This window comes from Halomonas sp. IOP_14, assembly GCF_021021315.1.
Classification (GTDB): domain Bacteria; phylum Pseudomonadota; class Gammaproteobacteria; order Pseudomonadales; family Halomonadaceae; genus Vreelandella; species Vreelandella titanicae.
In genome coordinates, this window is sequence record NZ_JAINWD010000038.1 from 1 (window position 1) to 14,827 (window position 14,827).

Annotated in this window: 10 protein-coding genes and 1 pseudogene; 10 read left to right on the top strand and 1 reads right to left on the bottom strand. The window is 51.6% G+C overall.

The genetic code is table 11. From position 1 onward, the window contains the following. From K7H09_RS19510 to K7H09_RS19520, 3 genes and pseudogenes are all read left to right on the top strand, one after another. A pseudogene (locus K7H09_RS19510) lies at positions 1–196 on the top strand (hypothetical protein); the annotation flags it as partial. After that, positions 196–900, top strand: coding sequence for a hypothetical protein (locus tag K7H09_RS19515; RefSeq protein ID WP_230805611.1), 705 nt, complete (start codon positions 196–198; stop codon positions 898–900). The pseudogene K7H09_RS19510 and the gene K7H09_RS19515, both read left to right, overlap by 1 nt. Further along, entirely contained in the window at positions 900–1,601 is a 702-nt protein-coding gene (locus K7H09_RS19520) for a protein phosphatase 2C domain-containing protein (protein ID WP_230805613.1), read from the top strand. The genes K7H09_RS19515 and K7H09_RS19520 overlap by 1 nt, the downstream gene beginning before the upstream one ends. A 48-nt stretch (positions 1,602–1,649) precedes the next feature. On the opposite strand, the gene K7H09_RS19525 is transcribed toward K7H09_RS19520, so the two are convergent. Further along, complete coding sequence (locus K7H09_RS19525; protein WP_230805615.1) at positions 1,650–1,805, bottom strand: hypothetical protein; 156 nt, start codon at positions 1,803–1,805, stop codon at positions 1,650–1,652. Between K7H09_RS19525 and pglX the strand changes: the two genes are divergently transcribed. The 7 genes from pglX to K7H09_RS19560 all read left to right on the top strand — a co-directional run. Further along, positions 1,804–5,508, top strand: coding sequence for a BREX-1 system adenine-specific DNA-methyltransferase PglX (pglX, locus tag K7H09_RS19530; protein WP_230805617.1), 3,705 nt, complete (start codon positions 1,804–1,806; stop codon positions 5,506–5,508). The genes K7H09_RS19525 and pglX overlap by 2 nt on opposite strands. A gap of 74 nt (positions 5,509–5,582) precedes the next feature. After that, a complete protein-coding gene (locus tag K7H09_RS19535) occupies positions 5,583–6,251 on the top strand; it encodes a hypothetical protein (RefSeq protein WP_230805619.1) in 669 nt (222 codons plus the stop codon). A gap of 26 nt (positions 6,252–6,277) precedes the next feature. Further along, positions 6,278–8,068: a GmrSD restriction endonuclease domain-containing protein gene (locus K7H09_RS19540; protein ID WP_230805621.1), complete on the top strand. Its 1,791-nt coding sequence runs from the start codon at positions 6,278–6,280 to the stop codon at positions 8,066–8,068. A 112-nt stretch (positions 8,069–8,180) separates the two neighbouring features. Continuing rightward, complete coding sequence (locus K7H09_RS19545) at positions 8,181–9,167, top strand: PD-(D/E)XK nuclease family protein (RefSeq protein ID WP_230805623.1); 987 nt, start codon at positions 8,181–8,183, stop codon at positions 9,165–9,167. Positions 9,168–9,457: 290 nt separating this feature from the next. After that, positions 9,458–12,088, top strand: coding sequence for a BREX-1 system phosphatase PglZ type A (gene pglZ / locus K7H09_RS19550; RefSeq protein ID WP_230805625.1), 2,631 nt, complete (start codon positions 9,458–9,460; stop codon positions 12,086–12,088). A gap of 72 nt (positions 12,089–12,160) precedes the next feature. Beyond that, positions 12,161–14,233, top strand: a complete 2,073-nt coding sequence (brxL, locus tag K7H09_RS19555) for a protease Lon-related BREX system protein BrxL (RefSeq protein ID WP_230805627.1) — start codon at positions 12,161–12,163, stop codon at positions 14,231–14,233. 66 nt (positions 14,234–14,299) lie between these two features. Next, positions 14,300–14,827: hypothetical protein (locus K7H09_RS19560; protein ID WP_230805629.1), on the top strand; the 528-nt coding region annotated here is incomplete at its 3' end.

The following is a 14,827-nucleotide window of genomic DNA, read 5'->3' on the forward strand; positions in this document are numbered from 1 at the left end:
AGACCCACGAGGCAATAGTAAAGGTCAGTCGGTAGAGCCGTTGTTCAAAACAGCAACTTACGCTGTACGCCGTGATAAAGAACTTTATGCGATGTTAGCGTTGGTAGATGCCATACGTTTGGGCCATCCACGTGAAAGCAAAGTGGCCGCAGAACAGCTCTCGCAACATCTGACGACGGATGCAAGGAGCCAATAATGAGCCTGTTTGATGATCAGCGCGCGATGCTGCGCCACGTCGCTGAAGCGTTGGGAGAAGAGCTTCGTGAACAAGTCGCCTTTGTAGGTGGGTGTACCACAGGACTGCTATTGACGGATCCCTTTACCCGCGAGCAAGTGCGTAGCACGGATGATGTTGATCTGATCATTAGCGTCATGACGTATACCAGTCTGCAACAATTTAAGGAAAAACTGAAAGCGCATGGCTTCAAGGAGCCTTCTCCCATAGACGAGGACATGCCTATCTGCGCGATGAAGCTGGGTGAGTTACGAGTAGACCTGATGCCAGATAACGCAGAGGTACTGGGGTTTAGCAACCGTTGGTACCGCCAGGCGTTGGAATGTGCTGAGCCAATATCGCTAGGTGATGACCTGATGATTCGCGTGGTCAGCCCACCGCTTTTTGTGGCGACCAAACTAGAGGCTTATAAAGGGCGCGGCAATAACGACCCATTAGAGAGTCACGACCTCGAAGATATCCTCAATCTCGTAGATGGTAGGCCAGAGCTTTTAGACGAAATACGCTCAGTAGACGCTGCGCTTCAAGATTACATCGCGCAGGAGCTGTCTCAGCTTCTTGAAGATGAGAACTTTGCCTATGCCGTTCAAAGTCAAGCAAGAGACCCAGGCCGCGAAGAAGTGCTCTTTGAACGGTTAGAAATGCTAGCTGGGGAGCGGCGTTAATGCAGCAGGCTAGTTGGTTCAGCCGCCAAGGGGGTGAGAGAGCACGCAACAGCGATGCAGCCGCAGTGATCCAGCGTGAGCACACTCTGTTAGCAGTGCTGGTAGACGGTGCAGAAAAAGGCCCCAATGGCTTAGAACTTGCTCGCCATTGGGCCAATGTCTCGGCTCAGGCGCTCTTGCAAACGCCTAATGGTGCGTCGTCTGAAATGATGAAACGCCTCAGAGAAGAGCAGCAGCGCCTGCGGCACACGTTTCTTCATGATATTGCCAGCTATTGCATGATGGCACTCGACCTTAAAACGCGGAAAGTGCAGCTTTGGCACTGTGGTGACTGCTTGGTGGGCGTGCAGCATGGAGAGGAAATACGCTGGCTCACAGCGCCCCATACCCTAGCTATGCAGCCGGGTTTATCGCCCCTGAGCAGCAATGACGAGCATTTAGCACGTCAGCAACGTTTAACGCGATGCCTGAACGCCAGGAGATTCACCGCCCCTGATCATTGCATGCTTACCTTACCGCCGGGCCAAACGCTTCTGCTTGCAACGGACGGTTATTGGCAAGAACACCTGGAAGTAGGCACACCAATACTGGGGCTATGTGATGATGCCAGCCTGCTTTCACTGCCTACTGAGGGCAGGCTTCATGGCTATATAAGCCAACACTCAGATACCGATAACTTCAACGAGCAGATACACAAATGACCGCGACATCTATTCGTCTGAATAACCGGTTGGCAATACCGGCTTCCATTAAAAGCACTGGCCCAGTGACTCAGTCACTGGGCCAGTAAGCAGCACGGCTAGAGTCAGCCCAGTAGATTGCTCGCACGCCTTTAACAGCAACGTACAGAAAAACCAGAACACCTCGGCCAAGCCACGCAGGCGGCCCGATAAGGAATTCACCATGAACACCGCCAACATCAAAAAATACGCCCCCAAAGCCCGCGCCCGTTTTATCGACACCATGACGCGCCAGGCGGCCCGTGTGGGCATTAGCCCAGATACCAAAGGCGGTGCTGTCATTGCTCCCCTGGAGCTAAAGGGCGATGTGTTGGTGATGACCGCCCAGGATGGCCAAACCCACACCGTGCCCGCCCACCTGAAAGGCGCACGGGAAGCGCTGGCCGCGTGGGTGCAGCGCGATGGCTTTACCCAAGCGATAGAGCAGGCCGCCTATAGCTGGTTCAACCGCCTGTGCGCCATTCGCTATATGGAAATTCACGGCTACCTAGACCACGGCCGCCGCGTGCTGAGTGGGGCAGGGGGCGAAGCCGGGCAGTTCCAGATTCTGGATGAATGCTTAGAGGTAGATTTACCAGGGTTAGACACCGCCCGCGTGCGCGAACTAAAGCTCGACGGCACCCAGGATGAAACCCTCTACCGCGAGCTGCTGCTGGCCCAGTGCCACGCCCTGCATGAGGCCATGCCATTCCTGTTCGAACCGCTGGACGACGCCAGCGAGCTGCTGCTGCCGGATAACCTGACCAAAACCGATTCGCTGATTCGTGAGCTGGTCGAGGCGATTCCCGAGGAAGACTGGCAGGATGTAGAAGTGATTGGCTGGCTCTACCAGTTCTACATCAGCGAGAAAAAAGACCAGGTGATCGGTAAAGTGGTGAAAAGCGAGGACATTCCCGCTGCCACCCAGCTATTCACCCCCAACTGGATCGTGCAATACTTGGTGCAGAACTCGGTAGGCCGCCAGTGGCTGCAAACCTACCCAGGCTCGCCACTCAAAGGCCAGATGCCGTACTACATCGAGCCCGCCGAGCAGGAGCCAGAGGTACAGTCCCAGCTGGATGCCATCACCCCGGCCAGCCTCGACCTTGAAACCATCAAAGTGCTCGATCCCGCCTGCGGCTCCGGCCATATTCTGGTGGAAGCCTATAACGTGCTGAAGGCGATCTACGAAGAGCGCGGCTACCGCACTCGCGACATCCCCAAGCTGATTCTGGAAAACAACCTATTCGGCTTGGATATCGACGACCGCGCCGCCCAGCTGGCGGGCTTTGCGCTGCTGATGAAAGCCCGCGAAGATGACCGCCGCATTCTCACCCGCTTGATTGATAACAAGGTGCGCCTAAACGTGCTGGCCATGCAAAGCAGCCAACACCTGGAAGCCAACACCCTATGGCGGAATCTCAACCTAACCGGCGACTGGCACCAGGGCCAATCCCAAAGCCTGTTTGAGAGCGAACAGCAAGACCTTTCCAACAATGATGCTACTTACAAGCTGATTGCCGATTTAATCGAGCGCTTCCAACATGCCAAAACCTTCGGCTCGCTGATTGAGGTGCCCAATGAGTGGGAAGCGCCGCTCAAAGTGCTGCTGGAAGACCTTACTGAACTCATCAACAGCGGCGATATGATGCAGAAAGCCGCCGCCCAGCGGTTGGTACCCATCGTGCAGCAGGCGTGGGTGTTGGCGCAGCGGTATGATGCGGTGATTGCGAACCCGCCGTATATGGGCAGTAAGGGCATGAATAAAGCGCTGAAAGATTACGCGAAAAGCGCTTATCCCAACAGCAAGCCTGACTTATTTGCCATCTTCATGGAACACGCTTTCAGTCTGCTGGCACCGCTCGGCTACAATGCTCAGATCAATATGCAGTCGTGGATGTTTCTATCCAGCTACGAAAAGCTGCGAGCATGGCTGATGGAAAAAACCACCATCATCACTATGGCCCACCTTGGCGGCAGGGCTTTTGACAGCATCAGCGGAGAAGTCGTATCTGCCACCGCTTTTGTGATGGAGAAAATAGCAAAGCCTAACTATTGTGGTGTTTATTTACGGCTCGTGGATGGAAAATGCGAAGCTGAAAAGAGCGCTTCACTACGAGAAGCCGCTCAGAGTCGCGAATGCAACTGGCTATATGAAGCAAAGCCGAGTGATCTGATAAAGATACCCGGCAGGCCCATAGCTTATTGGATTGACGATGTTACATACAACAATTTCATATCCATGGGCGCTATCGGTGACATCGCAGAAATTAAAGTGGGCATGCACACGGGGTCAAACGAGATATTTGTCCGATATTGGCATGAGGTGGGCTTCTGCAACATAAAGCTAAATTGCAAAAACAACCAGGAATCAATCAATTTTGATACCAAATGGTATCCTTATAATAAAGGTGGGCAATGGAGAAAATGGTATGGAAACAGAGATCTAGTTGTTAACTGGGGGAATCAGGGAGAAGATATTCACAGATTTCATGGCTTACCCAAGTATTATAATGGCGCTCCAGTAAGAGCCAAAAAATATCAATTCAAAGAATCTATAACTTGGTCAGATATCGCAACAACCAAGTTCGCAGCCAGGTACTCTCCTGCTGGAAGCATGTTTGACGTAAAAGGGTCTTCAGCTTTTATGGATAAAGAAAAGCTGAATGATGTTCTTGCGCTGATGTGTTCTCCCAAGATTGTAGAGTTTATGGAAATGCTCAACCCTAGCTCGACATTTCAAGTTGGAGACATAGCAAGGGTTCCTTTTCCAAAGCATGGGTTTGGCTCAGAAAAAATCAATTCCAACGTGGCGAAGGCAATCGATATCTCCAAAGAAGATCATGATGAGAGCGAGCTTTCTTTCGAATTTAAAGCAAACTCATTAGTCTCACAAAAGAACTATAGAAGTATAAAAGAAAGTTTTCTCGCTCTTGGCAAAAAGCATGAAGATAGATCAGAAAGCCTGCTTTTTATAGAGAGGGAAAACTACTCGCTAATTTGTCAAGACTATGGCTCTCTTGCTAAAAAAATGGTTGCCATAGAAGATATTTCTCTGAACTCAAATTTGTATTTTAATAACAAGGGGGACTACTCTTCTGCTTATGAAAAATATCTAACCGGGATAGTTGCTGACCTTGCATCATATTCGGTTGGCTGCATGGTGGGCCGATACTCCTTGGATAAGCCCGGCTTGATTCTCGCCAGCCAGGGCGAAACCGTCCGCGATTACCTTGCTCAAATCCCCAAGCCCAGCTTCGCCGCAGATCATAACGCCATCATCCCGCTTACTGATCAGGAATGGTTCCCTGACGACGCCACCAACCGCTTCCGCGACTTCGTCCGCACCGTCTGGGGCGAGGAGCACCTTCAGGAAAACCTCGACTTCGTCGCCGAAAGCCTATGTCTACACGCTATTAAACCCAAGAAAGGCGAGGCCGCGCTAGAGACTATCCGCCGCTACCTCAGCACCCAGTTCTTTAAAGACCACCTGCGCACCTACAAAAAACGTCCCATCTACTGGCTGTTCTCCTCCGGCAAACAGAAAGCCTTCGAGTGCTTGGTTTACCTGCACCGCTATAACGAAAGCACCCTTGCCGAGATGCGCACCGACTACGTCATTCCGCTCACCACCAAGCTCGCCAGCTACGTGGAAAAACTAGAGCAAGACAAAGATGCCAGCACCTCCGCCGCCGAAGCGAAAGCCATCGAGAAAGAGCTAAGCAAGCTCTACAAACAGCAAGCCGAACTCAACACCTTCGATGAGAAGCTGCGTCACTATGCCGACCAACGTATTTCGCTAAATCTGGATGATGGGGTGAAGATGAATTACGGGAAGTTTGGAGATTTGTTGGCGGAAGTGAAGCAGGTGGCGGGGGATAACAATTAATAATGAATCTAAGCGTAAAAATTGAGCAAGTAAAATTTTATTGTTTTTCTAGTTTATAACGCGGGTGAAATAAAGTGAAATATACTGATATTAGTAGATCTATCGAAGTAAAAAACCTGAACCAGTTGACGCTTTTGGAGTTTGCTTTCGTTCATATTAATGGTCGGAAAGTTAATGAAATTAAAGATGGCATTCTTTTCTCTGTTATTCCGGTTGTATTAAGAGAGATTGGGCATGCGAAAGAAAACATTTATTCTGATAATTTTTTGCCTGTCTCAGCAGTATTTACAGTTTTAGATCAGCTTGGTTTTTGTTACTCAAGAAATGATATGGAACCATATGAACACTCAAATGCAAGTGGCATTAAAAAAGCCTTGTATTATTTTTGTGATTTTTCTCCAAACGATGAAGATAGCAAAGCATTAGTTGCTCTCAGAAATTCCTTCCTACATACAGCATCATGCTTGTCAAAAGCAATGTATGACAGTCAACCCAACTATAATTTCTCGTTTGATAAAAACTCTGATGTATTGATTAGGCATCCAGATGTTAAGTGGAATGGTGATTTCGAAAGCCTATCTGAAGACATGTGGACATATATTAATCCGATCATCCTTATTAAGTTGGCTGAAGCCGCCGTAGAGGAGGCATTAAATTGTCTGTATAAAGGTGTCCTGCAAGTCTCATGTGAAGGCGGTGGAAAAGAACTACGTCATCGGTTTCTTAAATTCCAGCCTAAATAAAGACTGCTCTAGGCAAAGGAGGCAAGGTGGCAAAATACGAAGTAAAGCAAACTGCCGTCAGCCAAGTGTTGGCAGATGTGCGCAGTGACAAGATCGCTATCCCTGAACTCCAGCGGCCTTTCGTATGGAAAACATCCCAGGTGCGCGATCTGATGGATTCGTTATACAACGGCTATCCTGTGGGCTACCTGATCACTTGGCAGTCAGTAGGCGCCAAGCTGAAAGGCGGCGATGTGGCGGCTCATCAACAGATTTTGATTGACGGCCAGCAGCGGGTAACAGCACTGCGTGCAGCGGTGGCGGGGCAGCCGGTGGTGGGCAAGCGCTACCAGAAAAAGCGCATTGCCATCGCGTTCAACCCGTTGACCGAGGAGTTTGCTACACGCACCCCGGCAATCAGTAATAGCAGCCAGTGGATTCACGATATTAGCGAGTTTTTCTCGGGCACTAGCCAGCTGACCTTTCTACGTCACTATTTTGACAAGAACCCCGGTGTCGATGAGGGGCAGGTCGAGGCTGCGGTAGCGAAGCTCGCAGGTATTGAACACGCCCAGGTCGGTGTGATCTCTCTCAACGATGATTTGGATGTAGAAACAGTTGCGGAGATCTTTGTGCGTATTAATGCCAAAGGTGTGCCGCTTTCCAGCGCCGACTTCGTGATGAGCAAGATTGCTACCTATGGCGATGAAGGCCGTAACCTGCGCAAGCTGATTGATTACTTCTGCCACCTGGCTGTCTCTGGCCATGCCTTTGACGATATCCGTGAGAATGACGAAGAGTTTGCCGCTTCCGAGCATCTCGAAAAAATCCAGTGGCTCAAACGTCAAACAGATGAGCTGTTTCAGCCGGAATATACCGATGTGATCCGCATTGCGGGCTTGGTGGGATTTAGCCGGGGCAAGGCCGGAGCAATTGTCAGCGAACTCTCCGGTCTGGATCCGGAAACCCGCAAAATTGATGAAAGCCGCATTCCCGATGCCTACCAACGCTTTTCCGATGCGTTAGACCAACTTGTGCGTAAGACCCACCTTGAGCGCTTTGTAATGATGATTAAGTCATCGGGCTTTATTGACGCCAGCATGATCGGTTCAAAAAACGCGCTGAATTTTGCCTATGCTTTGTACCTGCGTTTGCGCAACGATGGCCAGCTAAACGAGGGCGAGCGGGCACGTATCGTTAAGCGCTGGTTCGTGATGACGCTGCTCACTGGTCGTGCGGTGGGCAGTTTCGAATCTACCTGGGAAACTGACTTACGACGCATCAGCGAACACGGCGCTGATGGCTACCTGCGAATTCTGGAAGAGTCAGAGCTTGGGGATGGTTTCTGGAAAGTGGCTCTGCTGCAGGAACTGGTATCACCTAGCAAGCGTAGTCCAGCGTTCCAAATCTACCTAGCGGCGCTAGTGAGTAAGGGTGTCCGCGGTTTTTTGTCGAAGTCGATTAATGTTGCCCAGATGATCGAAGGGCATGGTGATATGCACCATATTGTTCCTAAGAATTATTTGATAAAGAATGGCTTCCCGAAACAGGGTGACTACAATCAGGTGGCCAATTTTGCGCTGACGGAAACACCCATCAATATCGTTATTAAAGACCATCCTCCGCAAACCTATATGCACAAGGTGAAATCACAATGCGACACCGGTGAGCTATCGTTAGGTGAAATTACTAATCTGACAGACCTTCAAGCTAACCTGAGAGAGAACGCTATACCGGGCTTTATTGATACCGTCACCGCTGACAATTACCGCGATTTTCTTGCTGCGCGTCGCAAGCTAATGGCGCAGATGATCCGTGATTACTATGAGGCTTTGTGAATTCCTAGCTCAAAATAAATTGCACCGAGCTAATTACTCTCTTTAGGCTTACTTACGCGTCAACAATGAACAACTAATCTCCAGCAACAATAGGACAACAGTTGAACCAGCCATGATCGAAAAACCAAATATTTTTTCGTTTGCCACGACAGAGCTATCGCAGGATGCCTTTATTGCGTGGCTGCTGGCTTGGGCCGATTTGCGATATGAATCAGTAGATGCACAACTTTATGGTTGTGCAAGAAAGCTGATCGCCGCATTTTTTGAAAAGCACGGTAAACCCATGCCGGACTTTTCCAATGTTGCCGTGACACGGCAAAGCAAGAATATTGACGTGCTGTGCGTACTTGATGGCACGTTTGCGATTGTGATTGAGGATAAGACGCACACAGACGCGCACTCGAACCAGCTGGCTAAGTACCTTGCCGACATTCAAGGCAGGGGTTACCAACCCTATAATACTCTGGCGATATACTTCAAAACAGGCGACCAGACCTGTTACAAGGCCATTTATCGTAATGGATTTCAGCCGTTCTCACGGCGTGATTTTCTGGACGTGCTAGAGGCAGAAGCAGGGACAAGCAACGCTATTTTTCACGATTATTTAGCGTGGCTGCAGCATTGGGATACGCGGGTAGAAGCCTATCGAACAAAGCCATTCGAGAAATGGGATGGGTACGCCTGGATAGGGTTTTACAAAGCGCTTAAGGAGCAGCTTGGCGAAGGCAACTGGGGCTATGTGCCAAACCAGTCTGGTGGGTTTCTGGGGTTTTGGTGCTGCTTTCAGGATATCTTGCACGTTCAGTTGGTGGACAACCGAGAGCTTCGTTTTCGAATTGATGTGCCGGATGTCACTCAGAGAGCAGCGAAAAGGCGTGAGTGGTTCAATAAGATTGTTAAACATTCAGAGGCCTTTGGCTTGAAAACCAAAAAGCCAGCTAGGTTTGGTAATGGTCAATCAATGGTTGTCGCCGTTTTTGACGGTGAGGATTTTCGGCAAACTGATCAAAATGGGCATGTGGATCTGGATGCTACCGTGCGCTTGATCAACCAAGCAAAAGCTTTGCTGACAAGTTTAACGCCAGAGCCTGCCAAATAGGCAGGATTTCAGTTTCCGACAAATAGAGTTCCTTTTGACATCCGCTAGCAGACCGATGTCATACACTGATGCAAGGGTTGCCGTTAAGTAGCTTTTATATGGGTGGTACGCACTAGCATGTATTTAACGTCGCTGTGCTTATGTCGCTCCTACAGATGCGCCGGCGCTTGCTGCTACTCGCGTGGTAGAATTTCACTTTAAACTTATGTTTTTGTTAACCATCTCTCAAAATACATAGATGGAAAGCGAAAGGTAATTGTTACCACGGTGTTTAATGGTAAAGAGGGTATATGCAGCTCGAACAACTCCAGCAGGGCCTACAACATGCCTTCTTCACTGATCACCATCGCATCGTCTTCTGGTACGACGCCCCCGGCCACTTTGCCGAGTCGCTGAGTGAGCTCGCGCTGGAAGGCGTTCAGGTGATCACGATGGCTGGGGAGTCGACCCTGGGCGTAAAGCTACGTTTGGAGCTGGAAGAGCCTGACACTCCCGCGCTGCTCTACTTTCCTTACGCCGAGCCAGCACCGGAAGACGACTGGCTGCTGGATATAAAGCTCTACTCCGGCCGGTTTTATGCGGATCGCGTCTCGATGATCTTTAATGAGCTGGGCTTGTCGCGCCATGTGCTGCGCGAGCATCTAGCTCAGCGGCAGGTGTTTTTAGCCAGCCGGAAACGTATTGAGGCCCTGAAGCGTTTGGTCACGCCTTCCCTCAGTGAAGATGAGCTGGATCTGGCGATGCTGGCCGTGGTGGTGGGGGCAACGTCCCTCGACGTGGCCACGCTGCTGTTCCATCTGGCTGAAGAAGCGGTAACCCACGAGTTGGGATTAGAGACGAACCCAGCGGCGTTGGTCGAGGCCGGGAAGTACGCCTTGGTGCCTGCATTGGTGCGCGCCCTGCAGGCCGAGGTGGGTTACCCCGCTAGCCAAGCAGAGCTTAGCGGTGAAGCGCCGCTAAACTTCGGCCAGCTGATGCTGCGGTTATTGATTACCGGCTACTGCGAGAGCATTTCTGATATTCCTGACTGGGCGCGTCAGGTGGCCATTCCCTCTGTTAATGCGCGTGCATCCTCCCGGGCGCTACTCACCCGCTGGCGAGATAGCTCACGCTTTTACCCTGCGTTTGATGTGATCTCTGGGTGGGTGGCGGATGCCCAGCGCATTGATGACAAGCTGCAGGATGTGCCGTTAGAGCAGCTAAGCCATGTGGCGACGTTTGAGGTGGTGGAGAAGCAGATCATTGTTGATCTCTGCCAGGCGATTCCCACGGCGGGTGCCCGCGACCTGAAGTTGTTCGACAGCATCATTGTGGCGCGCCTGGACGGTTATTGGGCGTCTCGGCATAAAAACGATGCCCGCCGCGAGCGCTATCGGCAGCTGTATGCCGCACTGACGGCGGCGATTGCGCTGTTTAGCCTGCGTCATCAGTATGCCAAAGGCTTTCATTATGAGAGCGTTGAGGCGCTGTACCATGCTTACCAAACAGACCTCTACCGTTTTGATACCGCCTATCGCCATTATGCCGTGGCCACAGATACCACTGGCGTTGAGCTGTTAAAAAGCCTGGATGCCGCAGTTGAACGCTGTTATGACGAGTGGTTCCTGGGCCAGCTCACCCGTAACTGGAGCGAGCGTGTGGAAGCCGAGCAGCGGCTCACCCACTGGAAGCTACCCAATATCCCCAGCCAGCAGCACTTCTACCGAGATTGGGTGCAACCCCAGCTAGCCGCTAGCCGCCAAAAGCGTGTGGTGGTAGTGATTAGTGATGCCTTCCGCTATGAAGCGGCAGAAGAGCTGCGTGAACGCATTAATGCCAAGCGCTACAGCGAAGCGACGTTAAAAAGCCAGTTAGGCGTGGTGCCAAGCTATACCACCCTGGGGATGGCCTCGCTGTTACCGCACCGAGAGCTTAGCTATCAGCCGGGCAGCGATACGGTGTTGGTGAATGGCCAATCTACCCAAGGCACGGCGAACCGCAGCAAGTTACTCAAAGCCGCGCTAGGCGGGGAGGCGTTAGCCGTGACCGCCGAGGACGTAAAAGGCTGGAGCCGTGAAGAGGGGCGCGAAAAGATCAAAGGCGTGCAGCTGATGTACGTTTACCACAACGTGGTGGATGCCCGTGGGGATGCCGCTAACACCGAAAGCGAGACGTTCGCAGCAGTAGAGGATGCCATTGATGAGCTGGATCAGCTGACCCGTAAAATTCTCATGCACTTGAACACCAGCACGGTGCTGGTCACCGCCGACCACGGTTTCCTGTTCCAGCGCAGCGCGTTGGATGCTACCGACCGCACGGCGCTGTCAGACAAGCCAACGTCGGCCTTCAAAAGCAAAAAGCGCTATGTGCTGGGCGAGTCGCTGCCCGATAACCCCAGCGTGTGGCATGGCCATACCCGCGATACGGCAGGCACCACCTGCGACACCCAGTTCTGGATACCCAAAGGCGCACACCGTTTTCATTTTGTCGGCGGGGCGCGCTTTGTACACGGGGGCATTATGCCTCAGGAAATCGTGGTGCCAGTGCTCACCGTTCAGCAGCTGCGGGGCGAGAAGGTAGAAAAGCGCACCAGCCGCAAGGTGGAAGTGATCTCACCCAAGGCATCCCTAAAAATGGTCAATAACATTCAGCGCTTCGACCTGCTGCAAACCGAAGCGGTGAGCGAGCGTCTCCGCCCGGTCACGCTGTCGGTGGCGATTTACGCGGGTAGCGAGGTGGTTTCCAGTGAAGAGGTGGTGACCTTCGATAGCGCAAGCGACAATATGAACGAGCGCATGAAGTCGGTGCGCCTCTCGCTATCAGGCACGTCATTTGATCGCAAGAATGACTACTTCTTGGTGCTGCGCGATAAAGACCTGGGCACTGAGCGGGAGCGCTACCGGGTGGTGATTGATCTCGCGTTTACGGATGATTTTTTCTAGGCCCATCATCAGCTGGGAAGCTTTTATGTTTGTGCATTGTGCTTTTTTCCTCGTTCAGGAGTGACCGCCCACATGGATTTTGACTCATCTTCCGCCACGCAAGTGACCGACGCCCTCCAGGATGCCGATCTGGATACGCTGCTCAACACCCACTTTTCGGGCCGCGTGGTGCGTAAGGATCTCACTCAACGCGTGAAAGAGGGCGCAAACGTCCCTGTTTACGTGCTGGAGTACCTGTTGGGTATGTACTGCGCCTCAGACGATGCGGAGGTGATTGCTACAGGATTGGAAAACGTTAAAGCGATTCTGACGGATAACTACGTTCGGCCGGATGAAGCGGAGAAAGTGAAATCCATAGTGCGCGAGCGCGGCAGCTTCAAGGTAATTGATCGTGTCACGGTGCGTCTGAATGAGAAAAAAGACCGCTATGAAGCGGCGTTCAGTAACCTGGGCATCAAAGATGCCGAAATCTCTGCAGGTATTGTTAAAGAGCACGAGAAGCTGCTGGTAGGCGGTATTTGGGTGATCGCCACGCTCAGCTACTTCCACGAAGAGGGGCAAACAAGCTCGCCGTTTGGCGTCAGCGTGCTCAAGCCGATTCAGATGCCTCACATGAACATGGACGAGCTGTTTGAAGGGCGGCGTGGGTTCACCAATGCTCAATGGCGTGAAGTGCTGATTCGCTCGATTGGTATGGAACCTGCCGAGCTAGATGAGAGCGTGCAGTGGCACCTGTTGGCCAGGATGATTCCGTTTGTCGAGAACAACTACAACGTCTGCGAGCTAGGGCCACGGGGCACCGGCAAAAGCCATATCTACAAAGAGTGTTCACCCAACAGCATTTTGGTCTCCGGCGGGCAAACCACGGTGGCTAACCTTTTCTATAACATGAGCTCGCGGCGCATTGGCTTGGTGGGCATGTGGGACTTGGTGGCGTTCGATGAAGTAGCGGGGATCTCGTTCAAGGATAAGGACGGGGTGCAGATCATGAAGGATTACATGGCCTCTGGTTCCTTTGCCCGTGGGCGCGAACAGATGGAGGCCTCAGCCTCGATGGTGTTTGTGGGCAATATCAACCAGAGCGTTGAGTCGATGGTGAAAACCAGCCACCTATTGACGCCATTCCCTGATGCCATGATTGATGCTGCCTTCTTTGATCGCTTCCATGCTTATATTCCCGGCTGGGAAATCCCCAAGATGCGGCCATCGTTCTTTACCCAGCGCTATGGGTTTATCGTCGATTATCTGGCTGAATTTTTCCGCGAAATGCGCAAGCGCAGTTTCGCGGATGCAATTGATTGCTACTTTTCCCTGGGTGACAATCTTAATCAGCGTGACGTGATCGCGGTTCGTAAAACGGTTTCTGGCTTGCTCAAACTGATGTTACCCCATGGGGAGTACACAAAAGATGATGTACGGGAGTGCCTGGAATACGCTATGCAGGTACGTCGTCGTGTGAAGGAGCAACTGAAAAAAATTGGCGGCATGGAGTTTTACGATGTCCATTTCAGCTATATCGACAAGGAGACCCTGGAAGAGCACTTTGTATCGGTGAAAGAGCAGGGCGGAGGTGGCCTGATTCCAGAAGGCCAAGATAAGCCGGGCGTAGTACATACTATTGGCCTAAGCGACAAGGGTATGCCAGGTGTTTACCGCATCGAAATGCAGGTAACCGCAGGCAGCGGCAAGCTGGCGATGTCGGGGCTGTGGAATTCCACCGGAGCCAAAGAGCAGGTCAAAATGGCATTTGATTACTTCAAGGCCAACGCTAGCCGCATTAGCGGTGCCCGTAAGGTCATGGAGCATGATTTCCACCTCCATGTGGTCGACCTGCAAAATAGCGGTGTCCTGCGCGATTTGTCGTTAGCCAGTTTGGTGGCGTTTTCATCAGGCCTTGTCAGCAAGCCGACGCAAAGCCAAATGGTGGTGCTAGGCGATATGAGCCTGGGCGGAAGTTTAAAGCCCGTTCAGAACCTAGCAGAGTGCCTGCAGGTCGCCTTCGATGCCGGCGGTAAGCGTGTCACCCTGCCGATGAGCAGTGCAATGGATATCCCCACCATTCCCGGAGAATTATTTACCAAATTTCAGACCAGCTTCTATGCTGAACCGATTGATGCAGTGGTCAAAGCACTGGGAGTGGATTAAGGCCAATGAGTCATTTCTCATAATCCTTTTGTATAAAAAAAGCCCAGGTTTTTAGGAGTTAGCGCTATGTATCGGATGGGGACGCTCGCAACAGTTTTTTTACTTAACTTCTGTATCACTGGTGCGGCCTCTGCGCAGGCAGTTTCTTCATTAGATTCAGAGATCGCTGCGATCAATGATCAGATTGCTGACGCTGATGCAACGCTTTCATCTTATGATGGCGGTTTAATTAATACACTTGCTGAAACGCGTCGTGAAGCGCTGTTATTGCTACGAACTATGATTGAGAGCCGCCAACAAGCGGAAGACGGTGGCGTTCAGCTAGAGATAACGCTTCCTGCAGTAGAACCTGATCCAGAACGTGCCGAGCAGTTGTTAGGGGAAATGGCATCCCAACAGCTACGTGTAGAGGCTGCTGAAAATGAAGCAGCATCTTCAGGTGGCTTGATTCAAGCGCTTGCTTTAAGCCGTGTTGAAACCGAGAAGCTGACTTTGGCTCAATTACAGATGGGTTATTTACAGGCTCGTTATGGCATCGCTTTTCCTGTGATGAACCAACCCAGTGAACCGCCCCGGTTATTCCGGAGACCGGTT